This is a genomic window from Deinococcus betulae, assembly GCF_020166395.1.
In the GTDB taxonomy this organism is placed as follows: domain Bacteria; phylum Deinococcota; class Deinococci; order Deinococcales; family Deinococcaceae; genus Deinococcus; species Deinococcus betulae.
Genome location: NZ_JAIQXU010000011.1, coordinates 102,307 through 126,110, shown reverse-complemented (window position 1 = coordinate 126,110; position 23,804 = coordinate 102,307). Strand labels below are relative to the sequence as shown.

The window sequence follows — 23,804 nt, the reverse complement described above, 5'->3', positions numbered from 1 at the left end:
GATCTGTCTCCAGCGCCTGAAGACGGCCTCTCCTCAGCTCACTCTCCACCACCCCGTTACCAAACGCCCTGTTCTTGCGAGTGGCGTATGAGCAGGCCCCTCTTACCGTGACGCGTGCCACCTCGCCCCCGGTCCTCAGGCCAGGCGCGCGGCCCAGGAGGAACGCGCATGAACGACCCCCACCCGCCCACCACTGTCTTTCCGTCCTCGCCCCGGCGGCCTCTGCGGACGCTGCTGCTGACCGGCACGTGCCTGGCCCTGACAGCCTGCGGCCTGAACACGCCCGCCGCTCCAGTGGCTCAAAGCCCTGCGCAGGCTGCGGCCAGCCCCCATGCCAGCGTGGCCCCTCAGGGCACCCCCGCACCGGCCTCGCCCGGTCGCCCGCTGCCGGGCCGCGCCGCGCCCAGTCTGTACGTGACCCCCAGCGCGGCCCTGCTGACCCGTGCGGGCGACAGCGCCGAGTTGACGGTGCACTACTTTGACCCCGCCCGGCCCGGCGCGTCACTGCCGGACGAGGTGTTGGCCTCGCTGGAATGGGCCAATTCGGCGCGCGGCGCATACACGGTCGAGCCGTTGGGCAAGGGCCGGGTGCGCGTCACAGCCACCTCGGCCGTGGGGTCCAGCTTAATAGCGGTGCGGGCCACGGGGCCGGCGGGCACGGTGCTGACCGCGCCGCCCGTGCTGGTCGCCACCGCCACCGCCACCAAGGGCACCCAACTGCTGAGTGACCAGCAGGTGATCTTTCCGGTGGGTCACCTTCCAGAAGGCGCTGACCCCGGCAACTTTCCGCTGCCCGGCATTGAAAACGGCCTGGTGGGCGGGTTCTCGGTTCAGGAGTTGCAGGCGGCGCTGGTGACGCGGCCCCTGGACGGCGGGAAGGTTCAGCTGGTGCGCGAGCCGGTGGTGCTGCGGGGCCCGGCCCCGGCGCTGGGCACGCGGCTGCTGGGGCAGGGGGGCGCCACGGTCATGGGCACGGTGCGCGCCGCCGAAACGCGGGGCGAGTACAGCCTGGTGCAGCTGGAGACCGAGGCCATCGCCCTGTATCTGGGTAAGTACGACCTGCGGCTGGACACCACCCGCCTGACCGCCCAGGGCTGGGACCTGGCCCGCGTTCATCAGGTCGCGGCGCCGGCCGGGGGCGCTTCACGTCAGGCCCGGCCGCGACCGGGCGAGCTGTGCGAGGTCTCGGGCCAGCTGGGGAACGGGTCGGTGCAGCCGCTGGAGCTGACACATGACTTCGACTTCGATGTCTACGCCGACCTGATGTCGGCTGAGCCTGTCATGGCCGCCAAACTGACCGCGCAGCTGGGCCTCAAATCTTCTGCGGAGTTCCGGGGCGGCGGCTCGGCCGAGGTGAGCTGTGAACTGGGCGAACTCGACATTGACCTGCCCATCACAGGGCCGTTTGCCGCCGTACTCTCGCCCACTGTGACCCTGACCCCCAGCTTCGAGGCCTCCATGCAGCTGGAAGGCGGCCCCCACCTGAAAGCTGAGGCCACCGCCAGCGTCAAGGTCATCGTGCCGGTCAGCACCGACGCCGACGTGGCCGGGCGCCACGACTCCGATTACCGGCGGGGGGTGCAGGTGCTGCCCGCCACCCCCACCCTGGACTGGACCCTGGAACCGGATTTCAAGGCCTGGACGTTCGAGCAGCAAGCAGGCCTGTACGGCACCGGCAGCCTGAACATGATCGTGGGCGGTCAGACCACCCGCGCCCTGAAACGCCTCTCGGGGTGGCTGAACCTGGGCGGCTGGCTCGACCCGCTGTTGGAAGCCACCAAGCTGGAACTGGTGACCGTCAAGATTGGCCCCGAGTTCAAGGCCGTGTACGGGGACGACATCACCGTGGCCCAGAACCGTGAAACCCCCACCGAGGCCGGCGCAGCCCTGAGCGTGGAGACGGACCTGAAGTTCGTGCGGGCAGTCTCGGAGGCCCTGAGCCGGCTGGGACTGGCTGACCTGGGCCCCTTTGACGTGCTGTCCTGGCGCCCTGCCGAACTGAACTTCTACCGCCCGGTGGGCGAGGGTGACTTTGAGGCCCTGAAAAATGGTCAGCCTTTCGGCGGCGGCCGGGTGCGGGTGGGGGACCGCCTGCAATTGGGCGGGCAGGCCACCCTGGAAGACGTGACGGGCCTGCTGGCCGACGCGGGCAGCCTGGTGGCCCGCCGGGGCAGCGTGTGGGTGGACGGTGACGAGACTTTCGCGCTGGGGGCCGACGTGCCGAACTTTATCGTGGAGAGCCCTGGCAGCGAAGACGCCGCGCGCCTGGACACCCAGCCTATCGAGGTCACGCAGGCGCTGTGCGACCGCATGGGTGACAGCGGCCACCTGATGCTGCTGTCGCATAACCGCCTGTTTGGTCACGTGCCAGCGGCGGGGTATGTGGGGGGCATTGACATCACCTGCCGCAACCTGCTGGTGACCCTGGACCCCCCCAACTCGCGCGCCGAGGGCCGGGCGGGCAAAACCGTGACCAAAACGGTGGGGCTGACGGTCAAGGAGGGCGGCGCCCCCGCACACTACGACCTGAGCTGGAACGGGGCCAGCAGCTCGGCCTCCGCCTCGGGCGTCTTCGAGAGCGGCGAGGGCAACCTGAGCATTCCCCTGAGCTTCACCTGCCCCCAGGTGCCCGAGGACTCGGTGCATTCGGCCAGCGTCCGGGCCGTGGTTAGCGTGGGTGGGGACACTGCAACGCGAGACGCCACCGTCACTTTTGTCTGCAAGGGCGAGGCGCCGGACGGTGGCAGCACCGGGGACCCGCACCTGGAAACGCTGGACGGCCAGCGCTACGACCTGCAACTGGTCGGCGAGTTCGTGCTGGCGCGCACCACCCAGAGCGCAGGCGACTTTGAAGTGCAGGTGCGGACGGTCAAGGAACCCAACGGGTGGTTTTACGGTCAGGTGGCCTGGAACAGCGCCTACGCCCTGCGGGTCGGGCAGAACCGCGTGAACGTGGCCGGAGACGGCGCGCTGCGGGTGAATGGGCAGGGCATCGGGACAGGTGTGCCCACCGTGACCCTGCCGGGCGGTGGCCGCATTGACCGCGACGGCGCCCGCGTCACCGTGACCTGGCCGGACGGCACCTTCGTTCGGATGCACGGCTCGTCCGTGCACCTGCGGCTGGCCGCAGCGCGGCGCGGGCAGGTCACCGGCCTGCTGGGCAATGCCAACGGCCAGGACGACGACTTTGTGGTGCAGGGCGCCGGTCAGCCCCTGACAAACCCCAGTGCCCACGACCTCCACTGGACCTTTGGCCACAGCTGGCGCGTCACGGACGCAACCTCGCTGTTTGACTACGCCGCTGGCCAGTCCACCGCCACCTTCACGGACCTCAGTTTCCCCAGCCAGATCGTGACCCTGGACGGCCTGCGTGGACGCGACCCCGCGGCCTTTCAGCAGGCCGAAGACCGCTGCCTGGGCCGCGACAACGACCCTGTCACGCCAGATGTGCCCCTGCCGCCCTCGGCCCTGGAGGCCTGCGTGATGGACGTGCTGCTGACTGACCGCGACGCGGAAGTCCTGGCGCACCACCGCGAGGAGCACACGCCGGGGTTCTCGGTCCAGCCCAGCGCGGCCACCGTGTTTGTCGGCCGGAGCCTGCCTCTGCGTGTGCAGCTGACCGGCGGCCTGAATCCGGCCAGCATCACCTGGAGCGCTGACCAGGGGACCGTGAGCGCAGACGGCACCTACACCGCCCCGGCCCAGCCCGGAACGTACAAGGTGCGCGCGGTCAGCGGCACCCTGACCCGCGAAGTGACGGTGACGGTCGTGACTCCCGACCTGAGTTTCGACATCCGGGGCACGGACTACAACTGGCAGGACACGGGCATCACGCTGCCGGCCAACACGAAAGTGCGCCTGGTGGCCGCCGGGACAGTGTTTGTGGGCGACAACGGCACCTGGCTGAACTGGCCTCTGGGCCCCGAAGGCACGGACCGCGCCGGCTGGACCTACGACTTCCCGGCGGACAACGTCCAAAACCGCTTTAACCTGGTGGCCCGCGTCACCCAGCCGGGGCAGCCTAAGACGGACACGTCGGCCCTGACCTGGGGCTACGGGTTTGCGGAATGGACGTGTGTGCCGGCGGGCGGTCACCTGTGGCTCACTCACAATGACTCTTATACGCTGGACAACTCTGGCCGCTACGACGTCAAGATTGACCGGGCGCCCTGCGACCCCTGAAGACCACTCCCCTTCGGCCCAGCCTTGACCGGGCACACCTGAGAATAGGTGTGCCCGGCTCAAGGTTTCAGCGAGTCAAGGCCACTGGCCCCCGCGATAGATTGCCGCAGTTCGTACTGCACTGGGGTAAACCGCTCGGCGATCTGGCCAGCCTCCTGAATGAGCGTAACCACTGCGGGGTCGCCTCCGGCCCTCAGCAGCGCCTCTCGACTTTCCCACTGGGCATAGTTGACAATCTGGGTGCGCTCGGCATTGATGTGAAAGTTGGCCGAGACGAAGCCCGGAACAAAGCAGGGTCTCCTCAGTGGCGCGGATAAGCGTCGCCAGCAGCGCGTCCGCGCGTTCGGGCGCCACGGTGTAGGTGTTGATGATGGTGAGGTGCCCGGCAGCCGGGTTAAGCGTGGTCAGCGGCGTCTGCGCTGTTCCTGCTCCTGACGACTGTGAAGTGGGGTCAATGGGGGTCAAGTGATTTCTCCTTGGAAACAACAGCTAAGGGGCGGTTAGAGGGATGCGTGGGGGCTGGGCAGGTGATGTCTTCCGTCCTCGAATGGACTGCTCCTGAGACCTGTCTGGTACCTGCACTGCACCAGCGGTGGCGCTGGTCTGCAGGCTGGGTTGACGTCAAACCGCCACGACAGCCAGGCCGTGTCCATCCAGGTTACGAAACAGAACTAAGGCAGGATTCGTAACTGAATGGAGTATGTGCCATGTTGGACCGGTATGGAAGACAGCACACCAAGGGAACCGAGTATCACCGATGTGCCTCTCTGTGGTCCGCAGGCAGACGACGCCGAGTGTCCTGTGCGGAGCATCCTGGAACGGGTCGGTGACAAATGGGCCGCGAGCGTGATCGTGAATCTTGCCCAGGGCCCGGCCCGCTTCAGCACCCTCAAACGGCAAATTGACGGCATCAGTCAGCGGATGCTGACGGCGACCCTCCGCAAGCTGGAGCGCGACGGCGTGGTTGACCGCACCGTCTATCCCAGCATCCCGCCGAGGGTGGACTATGCGCTGACACCCCTGGGTCAAACCCTGGTGCCCACCATTCAGGCGCTGGTGCAGTGGGCGCTGAGTAACCAGGCGGAGATCAAAGCTGCTCGCGCCGAGTACGACGCAAAGGAGCAGGTGATGAACAGCCCAGTGGGCCAGTGATAGAGAGCCGCTTATGACCGCTCGACCGTGTTGTCCAACACTGAGAGGACTTCCTTCAATGAGGGGTCGGTGTCAGCGCCGGCCCTTTCACTTGCTTGGCCTTCCGACCTCTGCGCGCAGCAGCCCTAATCCTCTGGATATTGAATTGAAAACCCCCGTCCAGAAGAACGGTTTTCCTTGAGTGCTCTGTCTTGACTGATTCCAGAGACCCAACGGTTCGGACAGCATTGCAGTCTCCTGCTGGTTCAATCAGTGCAACGCTGACCAAGAGGCCAATGAGTCCGCTCTCCTCCGCCCCTCTCTGGGAAGGAGAGGGCTAAAAACGTTGTGTTTATAGGCATCAATTCAGAAAAAACCTGAAAGAATCTGCCCTTTCAAATCCCAGGCACAGTCAGCGTAGAGGTCCTCTGATAAGCGACCTAGACAACCCTACTGTTCCACTCAGTGAAACGAATAAAACTTATTTGTCTGCTCAATGTCATCTCATCTTGCCACCGAGGCAGGCCGCTTGCTCTTTACATAAGGGGCAGGTGACCAGGAGGTTTCACCATGAATGCACGTCTGACTGCCGCTGTTCTGACCGTTACTGGCCTCCTGGCTGCCTGTGGGCAGCAAACCGCCCTGCAGGCTGGGGTGCCCGACGCCTCGGCGCCGACGGTGGCGCGCACTGCCCCCGCGCTGGCGCCTGTGCTGGGCCAGGACGCCGCCGACACCATCCCTGGCCAGTACATCGTCGTGCTGAGCGGCGGCACCTCCGCCAGCACCCTGGCCACCCAGAGCGGCGGCCTCGTCAGCGCCCTGGGCCTGGATCCTCAGGGCATCACTGTTCAGTACCTCTACAACCAGGCCCTGAACGGCTTTGCCGCCAAACTGAGCGCCCAGAACCTCGCCACCCTGCGGGCCGACAAGCGCGTGAAGTACATCCAGCAAGACGCCATGGCGCACGCCGTGGCCACCCAGAGCAACGCCACCTGGGGCATTGACCGCATCGACCAGCGCGACCGTCCCCTCAGCGGCACCTACACCTATGACACCACCGCCAGCACTGTCACGGCCTACGTGGTTGACACCGGCATTCGCACCTCCCACAGCCAGTTCGGCGGCCGCGCCGTCTGGGGCACCAACGCCCTGAACGACGGCAACAACACCGACTGTAACGGGCACGGCACGCACGTCGCCGGCACCATCGGCAGCAGCACCTACGGCGTGGCCAAGGGCGTCAAGCTGGTGGCCGTGAAGGTTCTGAACTGCCAGGGCAGCGGGGCGTACAGCGCCATCATCTCCGGCATCAACTGGGCCCTGAACAACAAGAGCGGCCCGGCAGTCGCCAACCTCAGCATTGGCGGCGGCTTTGACCAGGCGGTCAACGACGCCGTGAACAACGCCGCCAGCAAGGGCCTGATCATGGCCATCGCCGCCGGCAACGACAACAAGAACGCCTGTAATTACAGCCCGGCCAGCGCGGCCAGCGCCATCACGGTGGGCGCCACCGACAGCTCTGACGTGCGCAGCACCTTCTCCAACTTCGGCAACTGCGTGGATATCTTCGGGCCTGGCACGGGCATCACCAGCACCTGGAACTCCAGCGACAGCGCCACGAACTCCATCAGCGGCACCAGCATGGCGACCCCCCACGTGGCCGGCGCCGTCGCCCTGATCCTGGCGGCCAACCCCAGCTACACCAACGCGCAGGTGACGAGCGCGCTGCTCAACGCCTCCTCGGCCAACAAGATCTCGAACGTGGGCACCGGCAGCCCCAACAAGCTGCTGTTCACGAACCCCAGCGGCACCACCAATCCCGAGCCCCCCACCCCCACGCCTGGCACCACCTACAAGGGCAGCGTGTATGCCGGCGGCACCAGCTACCAGCCCGGCAACCCTGGCTACTTCCAGTACGCGGGCGGCACCCTCAAGGCCACGCTGACGGGTCCCAGCGGCACCGACTTCGACCTGTACCTCCAGAAGTACAACGGCAGCGCCTGGGTGGACGTGGCCGCCGCCGAAGGCAGCACCAGCACCGAAAACATCACCTACAACGCCGCCAGCGGCTCCTACCGCTGGGAAGTGTACGCCTACGCCGGCAGCGGCCAGTACACCCTGGTGGAAAACCGCTGATCCAGAGCCTCTGCGGCTGAACACCTGGGAGAAACTGCCTGGCCATATCGGCCAGGCAGTTTGTTTGGTGAGGGTGGAAAGGGGGGTGACGAGGCGCCCGCCCAGGGCCTCACAGCGGAACTCAGCCTGGTTGAGAGTGATGGTCCTTAACTACGCTGAGGGGAACACAGTGAGTGTTCATCAGAGACAGCGGGGAAAGTGGAGTGGAGGGGCGTCGGTGGCCCTCAATGAAACGGGCAGGCGCTGTTAGGCAGATTCCCTGTGTTCCGTTGACACGTTGGAATAGAACCGATGTGAAAACTCCACGCCGGTCAGCCGTCTCCTGCTCCTGCTTTCTTCGGTCGGCTTTTACTGATTGTGCCAGCGGTTCAATCGGAGACCGTCTGCAGGGTTTCGGGAGAGGGGTGCTGCCCTGCCCTCAACGGGTGCACTCCTGCTGAGAGGGAGCACCCCACAGCGGGCCTTGCCATTCTGGTCGCGCGTCAGCCCCGCCCACCGCGCCTTTTCCTGGCCGCGCCGTACCTCTCGCCCCTACTCTGGGCGGGGAAGGTCAGACAGGGCCGGCATGGACAGCCGCGTGAGCACCTGAAGGAAGAAGGTGGTGTCCGTGACCCAGGCCCGTTCGTATCCTAGATCGCGCGAAACCTTCTGGGCGGTGTTCACCAGATGCTGCACGGTGTCGTGTGCACCAGCCCAGGTGCTGGGGGCGGCGGGCCAGGTCAGGGCCAGGGCCGCCGCCAGGCGTCCGCCGGCGCGGAAGGCGGGGGCGGCCACCTGCACCGCGCCCTCCAGGTGGTCACGCGCCACCGGCGCCGAGAGCCAGGTGCGGCGGCTCACGCTGTCCAGGGTGTCCAGGGTGGCGCGCTCGGCGTGGTCCAGTGCGGCGGCCCCGGCAAAAACCCGCTCGCGCAGGGTGCGCTCGGCAAAGGCCAGCAGCAGACGCCCTGAAGCGTCCCCCAGCAGCGCACGCCGGTCCCCCGGCGCCAGCCCTGACCCGGCCAGGGGCAGCACCTCGGTGTAGAGGGTCTGTTCGTTGTCCAGCACAGCCCACGACACCTGCAGCCCGGTCTGCTCGGCCAGGTGGGCCAGGTGCGGCAGCGCCACATTCAGGGGAGGCGCGTGCTGCTGGGCGTGGGCTTTCATGGCGATAAAGCCGCTGCCCAGGCGGTAGCGGTCGCCCTCACGCACTAGCAGGTCGTATTTTTCCAGCACCCGCAGCGCCCGCAGGCAGCTGGCCTTGGGCAGCCCACTGGCCCGCGCCAGATTCGACAGAGACCACTGCGGCTGCTGCGGCGTGAAAAACGTCAGCACGAAGAGGGGCCGCTCCAGTGTCGGCACGTCGGTGCCCTGCACGGCCGGGCGGGGGGCACTGAGGGTTGCGGGGGGCGTCACGCGGCCTCCAGAAAGCGGCGGGCGCGCGGCGCCGAGTGCAGGCGTGAGGCAGGCTGACCGCTGAACTTCCGGTTGACTGGCCACTTCTGCAGGCTCCCCCACACAGGAGCTTTATCGTACACCAGCAGCGGGGCGTCCCGCTGGGCCGAGCCGGGCCTGAACGCCGGGGTCTACACTGTGTCCTAGACCCATGTCCGACCTGCTGGACCAGCTTGAGCGTCAGGTGCATACCGCTCAGGGCCGTGAGCGCCTGCGCGCGCTGCTGGCCCTGGCAGCCGAACTGTGGGACAAGAACCCGGCCGCCGCCGTGCGCCGGGCAAAGGAAGCGGCGGCCCTGGCCCTCACCTTGCAGGACGGCGGCGCCCACGCGCAGGCGCTGCTGGAACTGGGCCGCAGCCTCTCCCGCATGGGCCAGTACCGCGCCGCTCTGGACGCCCTGGACGAAGCGGCGCGCGGCCATGAGGCGGCGGGCGACACCGTGGGGCTGGCGCGCAGCTGGATGGGCACTGGCACCGTGCGCTCCAGCCTGGGCCAGCTACCCGGCGCCCTGGAAGCCCACTTCACGGCGCAGACCCTGTTTGAGTCGCAGGGCAACGAGTGGTATCTGTGCGCCTGCCTGAATAACATCGGGCTGGTGTATCACCGCCTGGACGACAACCCGGCCTCGCTGAACTACGCCCTGCGCGCGCTGCGGATGGCAACGGGTGTGGGCAACACCACCGTGCGGATTGCCGCGACCAACAACGTTGGCAACGTGTGCATGGCCTTGGAGCGCCACGAGGAAGCCCTGTCGTACCAGAACGAGGCGCTGCATCTGGCGCGCGTCCACGGCAGCCCCTACAACGAGATTGTGGCCCTGACCAATCTGGGCAGCTTGCAGGCCACCCTGAGCCAGCGGGACGGCGCCCTGAGTTCTTTGCGCCGGGCCGGCGAGCTGTCTGAAACCTCCGACGACCTGGAAAATCAGGTGGAAATCTACTCCAGCCTGGGTGACACCCACCGCCGCTTTGGCGACGCCGCCAGTGCCCTGGACGCCTATGAGCAGGCCCTGACCCTGGTGGGGCGCATGGGTGACTTCTATCTGGAAGCCAGCGTGCAGCTGCGCCGGGGCACAACCCTGCTGGACGGCGGCCAGCTGGACCCTGCCGGGGACGCCCTGCACCGCGCGCTGACCCTGGCCGAACGCCTGCACGCCGACGCGATTGCCAGCGAAGCCCACAAGCAGCTGTGCGCACTGCACGAAACGCGCCAGGAACTCACAGGGGCGCTGCGCCACCTGCGCGAACACCTGCGCCTGACGGTGGCGCTGAACCGGGCCGCCGCCGAGCGGCAAAGCGCCGTGCGGGTCATCGAGCGGGACCTGGAGCGCAGCCGACAGGTGGCGGCGGCCCAGCGCGAGTGGCTTGAGGGGCTACAGCTGGCGCAGGCGGGACTGGAACACCACCACATCCTGGGGCCACTGCGGGCCGAGCTGGCCGGCCAGGCCCTTCTGGACCCCCGCACCGGCCTGCCTGGGCGCCGCGTCCTGCTGCCGGCGCTGGAACGCGCGTTCGAGCAGGCGCGGCGCGGGAATCAGCCCCTGTCGCTGGCTGTGCTGAGCCTGGACTTCGGGGCCGAGCCGGTGCCAGCCCCAGCCGCCGCGCGGGTGCTGCAAGACGCGGGCCGTCAGATTCAGCAGCTGATTCGTGGGGGTGACCTGCTGACGCACCTGGACGGCGACGACCTTGCGCTGCTGCTGCCTGGCACTGACGCAGAGGGCGCCGAGCGGCTGCTGGAGCGGCTGCGCCGCGCGCTGGCCGCGCGGGCCTGGCCAGATCTGCCGGGCCTGCGCCTGACGCTGGGCACCACGGTGTGCGCCGACACCGCCCGCGCGCAGGCCGAGGACATGCTGGACCAGGCGCGGCAGCAACATTCCGCCGGCCGGGCCACTGGGCGCCGCTCTGCCGCGGGCGACCTGTCTCAGCCGTAGTGGCAAGGACCGGTCCTGGCCTGGCGGGGTCAACGCGCCTGCCTCTCAGGCGCTAGGTCCTTCCTGCTCAGGCCCAATTCTTCAGAAGAGGTCTTGCTGGGCTGAAGAACAGCTCAATGGTGCCCGCATGGTGCCTGGGGGCCGCCGCGTTTACGGTGGGCGCATGCCTCTGAAACCCGACATTGACCCTCCGACCCCCCAGGCCCAGCGCGTGGGCTTTGCGCTGGTGGGCATTGGCAAGTTGACAGCCGAGGAACTGATTCCGGCGGCCCGCATCAGCGAGGAAGCCTATATCGCCGCGCTGGTCACCAGTGAAGAGGACAAGGGCGAGGCCTTTGCCCGCGCCTTCAACCTGACTGAAAGGGACGTGTACAGCTACGAAGAGTTTGACCGTCTGGCTGAACGTGACGACGTGGAAGCCGTGTATATCGTGCTGCCCAACAGCCTGCACCGTGAGTACGCCGTGCGGGCCGCCCAGATGGGCAAGCATGTCCTGTGCGAAAAACCCCTGAGCGTGAATGTGGAAGACGCCCAGGCCATTGTGGACGCCTGCCAGGAGGCCGGGGTCAAGCTGATGACCGCCTACCGCTGTCAGTACACCCCTGAACACTGGGCAGCGCGAGAGGCGGTGCAGGGCGGCGCGCTGGGCAAAGTCAAGTTGCTCGACTCCATTCACGTTCAGGTGGAAGACGACCCCGAAGCCTGGCGCCTCAAGCGGGACTTGGCCGGCGGCGGGCCGGTCCCCGACGTGGGGATCTACTGCCTGAACACCCTGCGCTTCGTGCTGGGTCAGGAGCCCCAGTGGGTGTTTGCGGCTCAGCACCAGCCCGGCGGTGACCCGCGCTTCAGGGAAGTCGAGGAATCGGTCAGCTTCATGCTGGGCTTTCCGGGCGGCGTGATCGCCAATGCCCTGACCAGTTACGGGGCCTATAAAACCACCACCCTGCGCGTGCTGGGCGAGGACGGCGGCCTGCTGATGGACCCAGCTTTTCCCTACGAGGGGCTGAAGGTGCAGATCAGCGACAAGGCGGGCAAGCGCGAGCCGTCCTTTCCGGACTACAACCAGTTCGGGCTGGAATTTGACCACTTTGCCCGCTGCATTCGCCAGGACCAGACCCCCTGGACCCCCGGCGAGGAAGGGGTGCAGGACCACGTGATTATGGCCGCCATCTACGAGAGCGCCCGCACTGGGCGGGTGGTCGAGCTGCCGAAGGTTGACGGTCAAGACGCTTTCCGGGGCACCCAGCCCGACGTACCGAAGCAGGAAGAGTGACGGGGAACCGAGCCTGATTGAACAAAGTTGGAAGCCGGGACACTCTCCCGGCTTTTCGCGGCAGAAGCGGCTCTGGGACTCAACCGGAGCATTGGGCGCAGTTCAGGGGCCAGCGGGCTGCGTAGATTGGGGCGGTGGACCTTCGCAGTGGACGCGCCTTCTGGCCCCTGACCAACGGACTGATGCACACCTACCCGCCCCTGCTGGACCATGAGCAGGCAGACGTGCTGGTCATCGGGGCCGGCATTACCGGCGCCCTGCTGGCCGACGCCCTGAGTGCCGCTGGGCTCGATACGGTGGTGCTGGACCGCCGCGACGCTGGCTTTGGCAGCACCAGCGCCAGCACGGCCCTGCTGCAATACGAGATCGACACCAACCTCGTGGACCTGAGCGCCATGATTGGTCAGCCTGACGCTGAACGCGCCTACGCCCTGTGCCGGGACGCCATTGACCGGGTGCGTGACCTGACCGCTGGGCTGCCCGACGATTGCGGGTTCAGGGCGCGGGGCAGCCTGTATTACGCCAGTCGCCGCCGAGACGCCCGGCTGCTGCGAGAAGAACATGCGGCCCGCACCCGCGCTGGCCTGACCGTCGAGTATCTGGACGCCCGCGACCTCAAAGCCCGCTTTGGGATTGACGCCCCAGCAGCGCTGTACAGCACCGACGGCGCCGAGGTGGACCCCTACCGCCTGGCGCAGCATCTGCTTCAACGGGCGCTGGGCCGGGGCGCACGGGTTTATGACCGGACGACGGTGACGCGCCTGGACGAGGACCGCCGCCTCTTCACGGCCCACACCGACCGGGGCGCACGGGTGCAGGCCCGCTGGGTGGTCGTGGCGACCGGCTACGAGGCAGAAACCTTCCTGGGGCGGCGCCTGGCGCAGTTGAAAAATTCCTATGCCCTGGCCACCGAGCCGATTGCCCAGACGGACGGCGAGCCGTGGCCTGAGGGCTGTCTGATCTGGGAAACGGCCCGCCCGTACCTGTATGCCCGCACCACCGCCGACGGCCGCGTGGTCGTGGGCGGCGAGGACGATGCCCACCATAACCCGGCCCGCCGGGACCGCGCCCTGGCGGCCAAGCAGCGGCGCCTGGAACGCCGCCTGGAAAGGCTGCTGCCTCACCTGAAGCCTGAAGTGGCTTTTGCCTGGGCGGGTACCTTCGGTGAGACCAAAGACGGCCTCGCTTATATCGGGCCAAAGGCGCCCGGAGAGAGGCTGCTGTTTGCCCTGGGGTACGGCGGCAACGGCATTACCTACTCGGTGCAGGCCGCGCGTCTGCTCACCGCCTGCATTCAGGGCCACGCCGAAGACGACCTGCGGATTTTCCGCCTGGACCGGTGAAGGTCGAAGGGTCCAGGGGAATACCTCTCCCTGGACCCTTCGGCGCTCTCGGCCTCTGACTCAGCTTCGCTGGTAGGCCACCCTGCCGTCCACCACGGTCAGCAGCGGCCAGCCCTTCAAGGCTTCGCCGGCCCAGGGGGTGAATTTGGCTTTGCTCTTGAATTCGGCTGGGTTCACCGTGCGCTCGGTGTCCAGGTCCAGCACGACCAGGTCGGCGGGGGCGCCGGCTTCCAGGCTCGGCTCGGTCCAGCCCATCAGGCGGGCGGGGGCCACAGTGAACAGGTCCAGTAGATTTTGCAGGCCCAGCGTGTCAGCAAACCGGGTGTACATCAGCGGAAACGCCAGCTCGATGTAGGCGATGCCGCTGGGGGCGTCCAGCAGGTCCCGTTCCTTCTCGGCGCGGGTGTGGGGCGCGTGGTCAGTGGCCAGGCAGTCCACGCTGCCGTCTTTCAGGCCGCCCAGCAGGGCGTCCGCGTCGGCCTGGGTGCGCAGGGGCGGGGCCACCTTGTAAATGGCGTCAAAGGAGCGCAGCGCCTCGTCCGTCAGGGTGAGGTGGTGGGGGCAGACCTCGCAGGTCACGGGCAGGCCGCGCGCTTTGGCCCCGCGCACCAGGTCCAGGGCGCGGGCGGTGGACAGGTGCTGAATGTGCAGCCGCGCCGGGCGGCCCTGCGCATGCAACTCCGCCACAATCTCGATGTCGCGGGCCACGCGCGCGGCCTCGGCTGCCGCCGGGTTGCCGGGCAGACCCAGCGCCTCGCTGACGGGCCCCTCATTCATCACACCGTCAGCGCGCAGCGAGGCGTCCTCGGCATGAACAGAGACCATCAGGCCCAGGCTGCCCGCCGTTTCTAGGCCCAGGCGCAGGGTGCGGGCGTTCTCGTTGGTGCGCCCGTCGTCGGTGAACATGGCGGCCCCAGCGGATTTCAGGTAGCTCAGCTCTGCCAGGGTCTCGCCCTGCTGGCCCTTGGTCAGGGCGGCGGCCGGTTTCAAGCGCGCAAAACCCAGGCCTGCCGCCTTCTCGATCAGCGTGCGAACAATGGCCGGGTCATCTACGACGGGGCTGGTGTTGGGCATCGAGACTACGGTGCCGTAGCCGCCCGCCGCCGCTGCGGCCAGGCCTGACGCCAGGTCTTCTTTCTCGGTCTGGCCGGGTTCACGCAGGTGGGCGTGCAGTTCAATCAGGGCCGGGGCCAGGGTGCCGCCCTGGCCGTCCAGCACCTGCCCCTCTTCGGGTAGGTTCCAGCCCTTGATGACGCCGTTTTCGATGGTGACCGTTTCGGTGGCGCCCGAACCGACGCGCTTGATGTTGGTAATGGTGATGGTCATAGATGACTCTCCTTAGAGATCTTTAAGTGGTTTGATGAACCAATTGCAGAGGCCAATGATGAGGAGAACAGGTTCTCCGCGTCGCCCGAATTCTGTATGGCGTGTAAGAGTCAGCAGCACATACTCCGTGCTGCCGTAGCGATCTCCTCTATCATCTTCAAATTCATTCAGTTGACAGGTCTCTATAAGTGCGGCTTTATCATTTTGCAGGACTTTAGAACAAAGAGTATCGCGTGAAAAACTGACTGACTCGAAAAGGTTCAGGAGGTAAGAATAGTGTGTCAGGGCCTTTTCAACGATGAGCAGATGGCCTTGACGGTAAGGCAGAGCTCTGGCCCTGATGCCCGTCTCAAAGAAAGTGTCCTTCGACGTTTCAAATCGGTCGCCTCGCCGTTCAAGTTCATACGGCCAGAACGTTTCCTGGAAGATGTCATTCAGGTTGCGGGTCTTGAAGCATGAGCGCGTCTTTACCCCAGAAGAAACGGCGGGGCTACATGGTATTGGCCGCATCCATTCTTCGTCCTGGGTGATCAAAAGAAAGTCTTCCAGTGTTCCTGACCGATCACAGGCGCTGGCCCACCCCTGCGCCGTGAATAGCGCAGTCAACCCTACTCGGCAGAATTTTGAGAGTCTGGCTCCGAGATTTGCTCGCTTTGTCGTCACTCGCCTATTCATAGTTCAGTGGACTGGCGCAGGGGTAATCGTCCAACGTCAGCGGCGTATATTGAAAGGCCCGGCCTAGCTCCACGGTCTTATCGGCCCCACGGTCCAGCGTGAAGTGAATGACGGCCTGTTCTGTGTGACCGGGTGGAGGAAAGCGCAGCTTTTCCCAGCTCACACGGCATTTTCCAAAACCCAGCACACGGTCGCTGGTTAACCCCAGCTGCGCGCAGGTCAAGGGTTGCCCGCCGTACCCAGCCCGGTCCACCGCCTGCGCCAGCCGCGAGAGCAGCGTTTCATACGCCGTCTCCCGGTTGCTCTGAATGACCTGCGCGCCCTCCGCCACTGCCCGAATCTGAATCTGCTGGCCTCGGTACTCGTCCAGCACCACGGTCCAGAGGTCGCCACTGCGCCGGGCCACCGTGTTCGCCTGCTGGGCGAAGAGCCGCGCGATCTCCTGCGGCCCGGCGCGGTAGGTGCGCTGGCAGGTGTCGTCCACCACGGGCGGGCACGGCTCACCCACCCCCAGTGCACTCAGCGCGCGCTCGGCGCTCATCATGGCCGGGCTCTGGTAGGGCGGTAGACACGCCAGCGCCGCAGTCTGGCTGAGCAGAAGGATGACAAGCAGGTGGCGCATAGCTTTCCCTCCTAGCGAACATCCGCTTTGCGAAACGGGACGCCGCCGTGGCAGCTGCCTCCGTCTGGGGCATACCACGAGTAGCGGCCCGGCGGCAGACTGGCATCGGCCCGCACCACCGTGAAGTCAAAGGTGCGGGGCCACTCGCCAGTGGCTGGCGTCCAGCGGCAGTCACGCACCACAAGCCCTGCGCCGCTCAGCCCCGCCAGCCCGCAGCTCCACCAAAAAGCCGACCCACCTGCGGCCCGGCTCAGGCGTTCAGTCACCCGTTCGTGGGCCGTCTGCCGGTCCGTGGTGAGGGCCACGCTGCCGCCAGGAACGGCGCGAAGCTGTGTGTCCAGCCCGTACCGCACTGATTCCGTCAGGTGCCAGGTGCTGCCCTGCTGGCGCAGCGTCAGCTCGGGCAGCGGCGCGCCCAAGTTCAGGCGGCTGACCTCACGGGCCACCGTCAGGCGCAGTGCAGCGGCCTGCGCCGCACCCAGGCGGTAAGCGGCGCAGCTGGACTCGTCCTTACCTGCACACAGAGGACTCGTAATTTGCGCCGCTTCAAGCGCAGCCTGAGCCTGCAGCAGGGCCGGACTGGGTGGCAGAGGACTGCACGCCCAGGCCCCACCGTGCAGGGCTGCCATCAGCCATAAGGCCGCCCGCCTCACCCTTACTCCCGGCCCACCAGCAGGTGATACAGCACGCTCATGCGGATCGCCTGACCGTTTTCCACCTGTTTCAGAATCCGGCTGCGCGGGCCGTCGGCCGCCTCACCGCTGATTTCCAGGTCGCGGTTCATGGGGCCGGGGTGCAGGACCACCGCGCCGCTCTCGGCCTCCTGCATCAGCCGTTCATTCACCTGGTAGGTGTCGGCGTACTCCTGAAGGCTGCCCAGAAAGCCGCCCGTCATGCGCTCGCGTTGCAGGCGCAGGGCCATGACGGCGTGGGCGCCGCGCACCGCCTCGCGCGGGTCAGTGGTCAGGGTGACGCCAGGCAGGGCTGCCAGCCCAGCAGGCAGTAAGGTCGCCGGGCCACACAGCACGACCTTGGCGCCCAGTTTGGGCAGCAGTTCGGCGTTGCTGCGCGCCACGCGGCTGTGACGCACGTCGCCCAGAATGGCGACCGTTTTGCCTTCCAGGCTGCCAAATTCCTGGCGCACGGTGTAGGCGTCCAGCAGCGCTTGGGTGGGATGGGCGCGGCGGCCGTCCCCGGCGTTAATCACGGGCTTGCCGCTGTATTTGGCCACCAGGTGCGCCGCCCCCGAAGCGTGGTGCCGCACGATATAGGCGTCCACCTTGTACGAGGTCAGCACTTCTAAGGTGTCGCGCAGGCTCTCGCCCTTGTTCACGCTGCTGGCCCCGGCGGCAAAGGTCAGCACGTCGGCGCTCATGCGGCGGGCGGCCAGTTCAAAGGAGGTGCGGGTGCGGGTGGAGTTCTCGAAAAAGGCGTTGCAGACGGTCAGGCCTTGCAGCGCCGGAACCTTCTTCACCGGGCGGTCCAGCACCTGCAGCATGGTGTCGGCGTTGTCGAGGATGGCCGTCAGGCGTTCGGGGGTCCAGTCCTGAAAGTCCAGCAGGTTGCGGGGGCGCGGCCCCATGCTCACGGGCGCGTTCATCGCAGCGCCTCCAGGTCCCACAGCTCCACGCTGTCCACGCCGTCGGTTTCCTGCACCTTCACCTTCACGACTTCGTTGGCGGCGGTGGGCAGGTTCTTGCCCACGTAATCGGCGCGGATAGGCAGTTCGCGGTGGCCCCGGTCCACCAGCACCGCCAGCTGAATGCCCGCCGGGCGGCCCAGGTCAATCAGGGCGTCCAGGGCGGCGCGCACGGTGCGGCCGGTGTACAGCACGTCGTCCACCAGCACCACGCGGCGGTCACGCAGGTCAAACGGCACCTGCGTCTCGCGGATAATCGGCTGCTGTGCCACTTCCGAGAGGTCGTCGCGGTACAGGGTGATGTCCAGCATGCCGGTGGGCACGTCTACGCCTTCCAGCTCACTCAGCTTCTGGGCCAGGCGGGCGGCCAGCGGAATGCCGCGCGTATGCACGCCAATCAGCGCCAGCTGCTGCGCGCCCTTGTTGCGCTCGATGATCTCGTGGGCAATGCGGGTCAGCGCGCGGCGCACCTCGTCCGAGGTCAGAATCGTGGCCTTGGGCGTCATGCGCGCCCCGGCTGGGTAAAAAAAACGCCGCTCAGCACCGGCTGAGGGCAAACGGGATGACTCTGCATAGGCACTCCTTCTCCTGCCTCACGGGGCGGGTGCAGCCTCACGGGACTGCCGGGAAAGGACGAAAAAACGAATTGAGGACCATCGCACAGGCCACCAGAGCCGGCGCAGTCTGCGGCAGTGTACACCGCCGGCCCAGGCTCAGCCCACCCCGGCGGGCGACTGTCCAGCAGAGACGGTTCTTTAAGGGCGCATCAAACTTGACAACATGACGCTCAGGTTTTAATCTACATCAAGTTGAGCGCGAGGCACTCAAGTTGGCCACACGCTTCCAGTCCCAGGAGGTACTTGCATGATGCGATTTGACCCTTTCCGTGAGATTGAAGAATTGACCCAGCGCCTGGACCGCACATTTGGCCAGGCCAGTGCCGCCCCCACCCGCTTTGCTCCTCCCGTTGACGTTCATGAGGACGAGCAGGGCCTGGAACTTACCCTTGACCTGCCCGGCGTGACGCCCGAGGCCCTTCAGATTGAGGCCGAGAACCAGACCCTGACCGTGCAGGCCACCCGCGCCTACGAGCGCAAGGAAGGCCGCACCGCTCACCGCGTCGAGCGCGCCCACGGCACCCTGGCCCGCACCTTCAGCGTGCCGCCCAAGTACGACCTGACCAAGGTCGAAGCCGAGCTGAATCACGGCACCCTGACCCTCCGCGTGCCCCGCAGCGAGGCCGCGCAGAAGCGCACGGTGACAGTCCGCACCGGCAAGGTGCTGGAGCAGGACACCAGCGCCAGCGCGTAAAGATAAAGGGCGAGCCCAGAGGCTCGCCCTTGTCAAAGGAGAAAGTGGGCAGTGGTCAATGGAAGAAGGTGCTCTCTCCACTGGCCACTTCCCACTTACTGTCCTTCTTGCACCGCCTCCAGCAGTTCCTGCGTGACCCGCAGGGCGGCTGGGCCCAGCGGCGCGCGCGTGACGCCCAGCAGGGTGCCCAGTTTCTCGCGGCGGGCGGGGGTCAGGGCCAGCCAGCGGCGCAGGTCGTCTCTGTGGGTGCGGGCGGCCTCATCACGCAAGTAGCGCACGGCCCCGTCGTAGTAGCCGGCCTGAAAGGCGGCGCGCGCCCGGCGCTCCTGGGCCAGCAGGCCAAAGCCCCGGGTGGCCAGCAGCACGCGCCGCGCCTCGTCCTCGCCGCCAAAGCCGTACAGGGCTTCCAGACGGTACACCGCTTTGGGAAAGCGCAGACCCGCCGAGGCCCGCCACGCATGCGGCAGCCGGATCTCGAACTCGGGCCACAGGTGCAGCCGGGTCAGCAGGGCGGGGTACAGCAGTGTCAGGGCGATCTCGCGCGCGTCGGCCAGGGCCAGGAGTTGTTCCTGCACGCCGTGGCCGGGACCGGTGTGCGCCTGCCACGCGCTGTCTATGGCGCTCTGGGCGGCGTTGAGCAGGTCGGTGCGGTGGGCTGAGCGCTGGGCGTCACTGAGGTTCCAGAGGGTGCGCTGAATGCGGCCGTAGTGCCCGGTGGGGTCGTACAGCACGCGGCTGGTGGCCAGCAGGGCCAGCGGCGCTTCCTGCCGAGCCGCGTTCCAGTCGCGCCACGCTTCAAGCTGCTCATAGGGAAAGCGTTCGGTGACAATGCCCGCGCGGGCCTCGCTGAGTGGCGCGGCCAGGCCACGTTCAAAGGTCACGAAGGTGGGCAGGCTGCCGGCCCAGGTGAACTCGGTGCCGTAGCTGCCGGCCTGGGCAACGGCCCGCACCTTGCGGTCGGCCATCAGGCGTTCGCCGACGCGTTCGGGGCTGTGGCGTTCGGTTCCCTGGCTGTCCAGCCCTTGTGGCTCGCTGCTCCTGGCGGGCTTCCTGCCTTCCCTGGTCACGTTCTCTCCCTTGGCGCGGCCGGGTGGCACGCGCTGCGGCAGCATAGCCGCTCTGGCCGCCGCCGCGCCGTGACGCTGGTTAGCCTTGCCGCGCCGCCACGCTCTGGGCGCCCTGGACCCGGTCGCCCACGTTGACGGCAGGCGTGTACCCAGCCGGGAGGTGGAGCAGCGCCAGCCCGCCTTCAGCCAGAAACGCGGCTTTGTGTCCAGCCCTCGCCTCGTCCCCTGCGCGCACAAAAGACGTGCCGTGCAGCCCTGCGCCTGGGGCCACCAGGGTCAGCGTCACGTCGCCGTGGGCGGTACGGGTGACAGCGGTCATCCGTTCGTTTTCCAGCGTCCCGCGCCGGGCCAGCAGGTCAGCCGGGCGGCCAGTCAGGAGTCCCAGGGCCTCACCCAGACCCAGCAGCGGCACATTCACCCGCGCGCCCGTGTGGCTGGCGTGAAGGAGCTGACCAGTGACCGGCTGGTAGGCGTAATGAACGTCCAGCGGCCCTACAAAGAAGCCCAGCAGCCATCCGTCGCCTACTGCTATGCCGAGCAGGGCCGCCGCTTCCACAGCGGCTTCGCCCGTGACGAGGCCGCCCTCTACCCGCCGGACAAAGCAGACCACCCCATCGGCTGGGCTGAGCACAGCACCAGCGTCAGGGGGCGGGAGCCGCACCGGGTCACGAAAACGGTAGACGCTGCGGAGGTACCACCCAGCCGCAGCGGCGGCCAGCAGGGGCAGGGCGAAGCGCGCGCGCATAGGCCCAGTGTAGCCAGTGGGCCGCGCGCCCAGCGTTTACGGCGACTGAAGAATCTGTACGCTCAGCAGGGTGTCGGCGGCGGCCCCGGCGATAGGTCCAGCGTTGTTGTAGTTGCGCGTCAATTTATCCAGCACGTCCTGGCCGGCCAGCACCCGCCCAAAAACCGTGTAGCTGCCGCTAAGAAAGTCGGCGGGCGCCACCGTAATAAAAAACTGGCTGCCCTGAGAATTCAGGCTCTGGGCGCGCGCCATGCCCAGCACGCCCGCGCGGTCAAAGCGTAGGCCGCTATTCACCTCGGCACTGAACTGGTAACCGGGGCCACCCGTGCCCCACACCGCTTGCCGACTGGTATCGGCGCTCAGGGGATCACCGCCCTGGGCCATGAAGCCGTCAATGACCCGGTGAAAACGGGTGCCGTCGTAAAAGTGGTTGAGCGCCAGAAAGACAAAATTGTTGACGGCCACCGGCGCCGCCTTGGGCAGCAGTTCCAGCGTCACGTCCCCCCGGCTGGTTTTCAGGACGGCGCGGTACGTCTTGGCGGGGTCGGTGACCTGAGCCGGCGCCGCGCTGAATGTGCGGACTGGCGTGGCTGACAGGGGCGCAACGGCCGTGAAGCTCTGAACTGGCGCTGGGTTGACAGGCGCTGCCGGGGTGGCCGGTGCGGCTGGCGTGGTGGCTACAGGGGCCGGCGACGGAGCCGCCGGCTGGGCCGTGGTGGTCGCTGCAGGCGCGCAGGAGGCGAGCAGTCCCGTCAGGGCCAGGGCAAACGGAAGGCATGAACGCATGAGCTGCAGTGTTTCACGCACAAGATGAGAGAGGGGAGAGGGAAGTGTAGGTGATACAGGAGGGGGAGTGTGGAGAATGGGATGTGGGCAGTCGAGAGTAGGGGAGTAAGCCCGGACGCCCTCTCTTTGCTCCGCAGCTTGATGAGTTCTTTGCGGGTGAGAAGAGAGAACCTCTAAGCCGCAACAAGATTCCTGTTCCGGTGGCATCCAGGCATGGGTGAGGCCTTTGTGTGTCTGCACTCGCTTGGGGCGGCTCCTGCCCTCCCTGCTACCTTAAGCGGCCCACTTGCGCTTGGGCGCGCGGATTTTAATGGGCAAAGGATGGCGCCCGAGCAAGACACGTGAACGGAGCGGCCAACTCCGCCAGCTCAAATCAAAACGTTTGCCGGGCGTAGCGGGGCTCCCTCTGCCCCTCTGGGCAGGAGGCTGACCCTGTCACCCCAAGCCTCAGTCCAGCGGCAGGCTCGTGGTGTGTTTCTCCTGCTTGACCACAATCGTGCTGGCGGTGTTCCTGACGCCCGGAATCGCCGCCAGCGTGTTCACCAGAAAATGCTGGTAGGCGTCCAGGTCCGGCACGCAGACTTTCAGCAGGTAGTCAATGTCCCCCAGGCATAGAAAGCATTCCAGCACCTCGGGCCGCTCCTGCATTTTCTGGGCAAACTGTTCAAAACCCGCCTTGGTCTGCTTGTCCAGGGTCACGCGCACCATGACCATCAGTTCGCGGCCCACCAGTTTGGGGTCCAGCAGCGCCACGTAGCGCTGGATCACCCCCTCTTCTTCCAGTCGCCGCACCCGGCGCAGGGTGGGGGCAGGGGTCAGGCCAATTTCATCGGCCAGTTCCGTGTTGGGAATGCGGGCGTCCCGTTGCAGGATGCCCAGAATCTGCCGGTCGGTGGCGTCCAGAATGGCTTGCGACATGATTGCCGCTATTCTGGCATATTCGCGCAACTGTGTTGCGGTCCTGCCCCCAAATACCGCCTGTGTTGGCAATCGTTGTTGCAGCCTAAACTGTTAATCTTGCGTTGAAAGTTAAACCATATCTGCCCGTAGGCCCTCGCCTGCGCGGCCTGCGAGGTCACCATGCATATTGGACTGCCCAAAGAAATCAAGGTCAAGGAAAACCGCGTCGCCCTCACGCCCGGCGGGGTCGCCACCCTGGTGCGCCGGGGCCACCGCGTCACCGTTCAGCAGGGTGCGGGCGTGGGCAGCGGCATTGCCGATCAGGAGTACGTAGATGCCGGTGCCACCCTGGGCAGCGCTGACGACGCCTGGGCCGCCGAGATGGTCGTGAAGGTCAAAGAGCCCATCGCCAGTGAGTACAAGTACCTGCGTGCCGATCTGCTGCTGTTTACCTATCTGCACCTGGCCGCCGACCGCCCCCTGACCGACGCCCTGCTGCAAAGCGGCACAACCGGCGTGGCCTACGAAACCGTGCAGCTTGAAGACGGCAGCCTGCCGCTGCTGACCCCCATGAGCGAGGTTGCGGGCCGCCTGAGCGTGCAGGCCGGCGCGTACCACCTGCAAAAGCCCGTGGGTGGCCGTGGCGTCCTGCTGGGCGGCGTGCCCGGCGTGCAGCCTGGCCAGGTCACGATTATCGGCGGGGGCGTGGTGGGCACCAACGCCGCCAAGATGGCGATGGGGCTGGGCGCCAAGGTGACCATTCTGGACGTGTCGCAGCGCCGCCTGGCTTACCTGGATGACGTGTTCTTCGGCAAGCTGACCACCATGATGAGCAGTGAGGCGAACATCCGCGCCCTGCTGCCCGACACGGACCTCTTGATCGGTGGCGTGCTGATTCCCGGCGCCAAGGCCCCGCATCTGGTGACGCGCGACATGCTGAAGCTCATGCCGGAAGGCAGCGTCATCGTGGACGTGGCCGTGGACCAGGGCGGCTGCGTGGAGACGATTCACGCGACCACCCACGACGACCCCACCTACCTGGTGGACGGCGTCATTCATTACGGCGTGGCCAACATGCCTGGCGCTGTGCCCCGCACCAGCACCTTTGCGCTGACGAACCAGACGCTGCCCTACGCCCTGCTGCTGGCCGACCACGGCGTGGCGGCCCTGAGCCGCAGCAAGGCGCTGGGCCTGGGTCTGAATACGCACCAGGGCAAGCTGACCTATCAGGGTGTAGCCGACGCTTTTGACCTGCCGTATGTGGCGGCAGAAGCGGCGCTGGCCTAAGAGACAGAACAGGAGATCGT

General features: G+C 66.8%; 19 protein-coding genes. 8 read left to right on the top strand and 11 right to left on the bottom strand.

Annotated features, from left to right (window positions below; genetic code table 11):
* Positions 1 to 168: 168 nt before the first annotated feature.
* From K7W42_RS10395 to K7W42_RS10380, 3 genes are all read left to right on the top strand, one after another.
* Positions 169 to 4,182 (top strand): VWD domain-containing protein, encoded by a 4,014-nt coding sequence (locus K7W42_RS10395; protein ID WP_224574489.1) that lies wholly within the window; start codon positions 169 to 171, stop codon positions 4,180 to 4,182.
* A gap of 720 nt (positions 4,183 to 4,902) precedes the next feature.
* Positions 4,903 to 5,334, top strand: a complete 432-nt coding sequence (locus K7W42_RS10385; protein ID WP_224574487.1) for a winged helix-turn-helix transcriptional regulator — start codon at positions 4,903 to 4,905, stop codon at positions 5,332 to 5,334.
* 549 nt (positions 5,335 to 5,883) lie between these two features.
* The gene (locus tag K7W42_RS10380; protein WP_224574485.1) at positions 5,884 to 7,449 is read left to right on the top strand and encodes a S8 family peptidase; all 1,566 of its coding nucleotides are present in this window, start codon (positions 5,884 to 5,886) and stop codon (positions 7,447 to 7,449) included.
* Between the two features lie 531 nt (positions 7,450 to 7,980).
* On the opposite strand, the gene K7W42_RS10375 is transcribed toward K7W42_RS10380, so the two are convergent.
* Positions 7,981 to 8,841, bottom strand: a complete 861-nt coding sequence (locus tag K7W42_RS10375) for an IclR family transcriptional regulator (RefSeq protein ID WP_224574483.1) — start codon at positions 8,839 to 8,841, stop codon at positions 7,981 to 7,983.
* Positions 8,842 to 9,031: 190 nt separating this feature from the next.
* On the opposite strand from K7W42_RS10375, the gene K7W42_RS10370 reads away from it, so the two are divergent.
* The 3 genes from K7W42_RS10370 to K7W42_RS10360 all read left to right on the top strand — a co-directional run bounded on the left by K7W42_RS10370 (position 9,032) and on the right by K7W42_RS10360 (position 13,426).
* Complete coding sequence (locus tag K7W42_RS10370; protein ID WP_224574481.1) at positions 9,032 to 10,810, top strand: tetratricopeptide repeat protein; 1,779 nt, start codon at positions 9,032 to 9,034, stop codon at positions 10,808 to 10,810.
* Positions 10,811 to 10,973: 163 nt separating this feature from the next.
* Complete coding sequence (locus tag K7W42_RS10365; RefSeq protein ID WP_224574480.1) at positions 10,974 to 12,083, top strand: Gfo/Idh/MocA family protein; 1,110 nt, start codon at positions 10,974 to 10,976, stop codon at positions 12,081 to 12,083.
* A 134-nt stretch (positions 12,084 to 12,217) separates the two neighbouring features.
* The gene (locus tag K7W42_RS10360; protein ID WP_224574478.1) at positions 12,218 to 13,426 is read left to right on the top strand and encodes an NAD(P)/FAD-dependent oxidoreductase; all 1,209 of its coding nucleotides are present in this window, start codon (positions 12,218 to 12,220) and stop codon (positions 13,424 to 13,426) included.
* 60 nt (positions 13,427 to 13,486) lie between these two features.
* Here K7W42_RS10360 and K7W42_RS10355 read toward each other — a convergent pair whose 3' ends face one another.
* From K7W42_RS10355 to pyrR, 6 genes are all read right to left on the bottom strand, one after another.
* Complete coding sequence (locus K7W42_RS10355; protein WP_224574476.1) at positions 13,487 to 14,752, bottom strand: dihydroorotase; 1,266 nt, start codon at positions 14,750 to 14,752, stop codon at positions 13,487 to 13,489.
* Between the two features lie 12 nt (positions 14,753 to 14,764).
* Positions 14,765 to 15,286, bottom strand: coding sequence for a hypothetical protein (locus K7W42_RS10350; protein WP_224574474.1), 522 nt, complete (start codon positions 15,284 to 15,286; stop codon positions 14,765 to 14,767).
* A 133-nt stretch (positions 15,287 to 15,419) separates the two neighbouring features.
* A complete protein-coding gene (locus K7W42_RS10345) occupies positions 15,420 to 16,049 on the bottom strand; it encodes a hypothetical protein (protein WP_224574472.1) in 630 nt (209 codons plus the stop codon).
* Between the two features lie 11 nt (positions 16,050 to 16,060).
* Complete coding sequence (locus K7W42_RS10340) at positions 16,061 to 16,678, bottom strand: hypothetical protein (RefSeq protein WP_224574470.1); 618 nt, start codon at positions 16,676 to 16,678, stop codon at positions 16,061 to 16,063.
* Between the two features lie 26 nt (positions 16,679 to 16,704).
* Complete coding sequence (locus tag K7W42_RS10335) at positions 16,705 to 17,649, bottom strand: aspartate carbamoyltransferase catalytic subunit (protein ID WP_157457844.1); 945 nt, start codon at positions 17,647 to 17,649, stop codon at positions 16,705 to 16,707.
* Entirely contained in the window at positions 17,646 to 18,194 is a 549-nt protein-coding gene (gene pyrR, locus K7W42_RS10330) for a bifunctional pyr operon transcriptional regulator/uracil phosphoribosyltransferase PyrR (RefSeq protein ID WP_157457843.1), read from the bottom strand. The genes K7W42_RS10335 and pyrR overlap by 4 nt, the downstream gene beginning before the upstream one ends.
* Before the next feature lie 358 nt (positions 18,195 to 18,552).
* Here pyrR and K7W42_RS10325 point away from each other — a divergent pair, with 358 nt between their 5' ends.
* Positions 18,553 to 18,999, top strand: a complete 447-nt coding sequence (locus K7W42_RS10325; RefSeq protein WP_224574468.1) for an Hsp20/alpha crystallin family protein — start codon at positions 18,553 to 18,555, stop codon at positions 18,997 to 18,999.
* Between the two features lie 95 nt (positions 19,000 to 19,094).
* Here K7W42_RS10325 and K7W42_RS10320 read toward each other — a convergent pair whose 3' ends face one another.
* The 4 genes from K7W42_RS10320 to K7W42_RS10305 form a co-directional block, all read right to left on the bottom strand.
* Positions 19,095 to 19,964 carry a hypothetical protein gene (locus K7W42_RS10320; protein ID WP_224574497.1) on the bottom strand — a complete coding sequence of 290 codons (870 nt, stop codon included), beginning with the start codon at positions 19,962 to 19,964 and terminating at the stop codon, positions 19,095 to 19,097.
* A 181-nt stretch (positions 19,965 to 20,145) separates the two neighbouring features.
* Positions 20,146 to 20,811 carry a phosphatidylserine decarboxylase gene (locus tag K7W42_RS10315; protein WP_224574467.1) on the bottom strand — a complete coding sequence of 222 codons (666 nt, stop codon included), beginning with the start codon at positions 20,809 to 20,811 and terminating at the stop codon, positions 20,146 to 20,148.
* Between the two features lie 36 nt (positions 20,812 to 20,847).
* Positions 20,848 to 21,597, bottom strand: a complete 750-nt coding sequence (locus K7W42_RS10310; RefSeq protein WP_224574465.1) for a peptidylprolyl isomerase — start codon at positions 21,595 to 21,597, stop codon at positions 20,848 to 20,850.
* 447 nt (positions 21,598 to 22,044) lie between these two features.
* Positions 22,045 to 22,515, bottom strand: coding sequence for an Lrp/AsnC family transcriptional regulator (locus tag K7W42_RS10305; RefSeq protein ID WP_157457835.1), 471 nt, complete (start codon positions 22,513 to 22,515; stop codon positions 22,045 to 22,047).
* Positions 22,516 to 22,677: 162 nt separating this feature from the next.
* Between K7W42_RS10305 and ald the strand changes: the two genes are divergently transcribed.
* Complete coding sequence (gene ald, locus K7W42_RS10300) at positions 22,678 to 23,784, top strand: alanine dehydrogenase (RefSeq protein WP_224574464.1); 1,107 nt, start codon at positions 22,678 to 22,680, stop codon at positions 23,782 to 23,784.
* Positions 23,785 to 23,804: the final 20 nt, after the last annotated feature.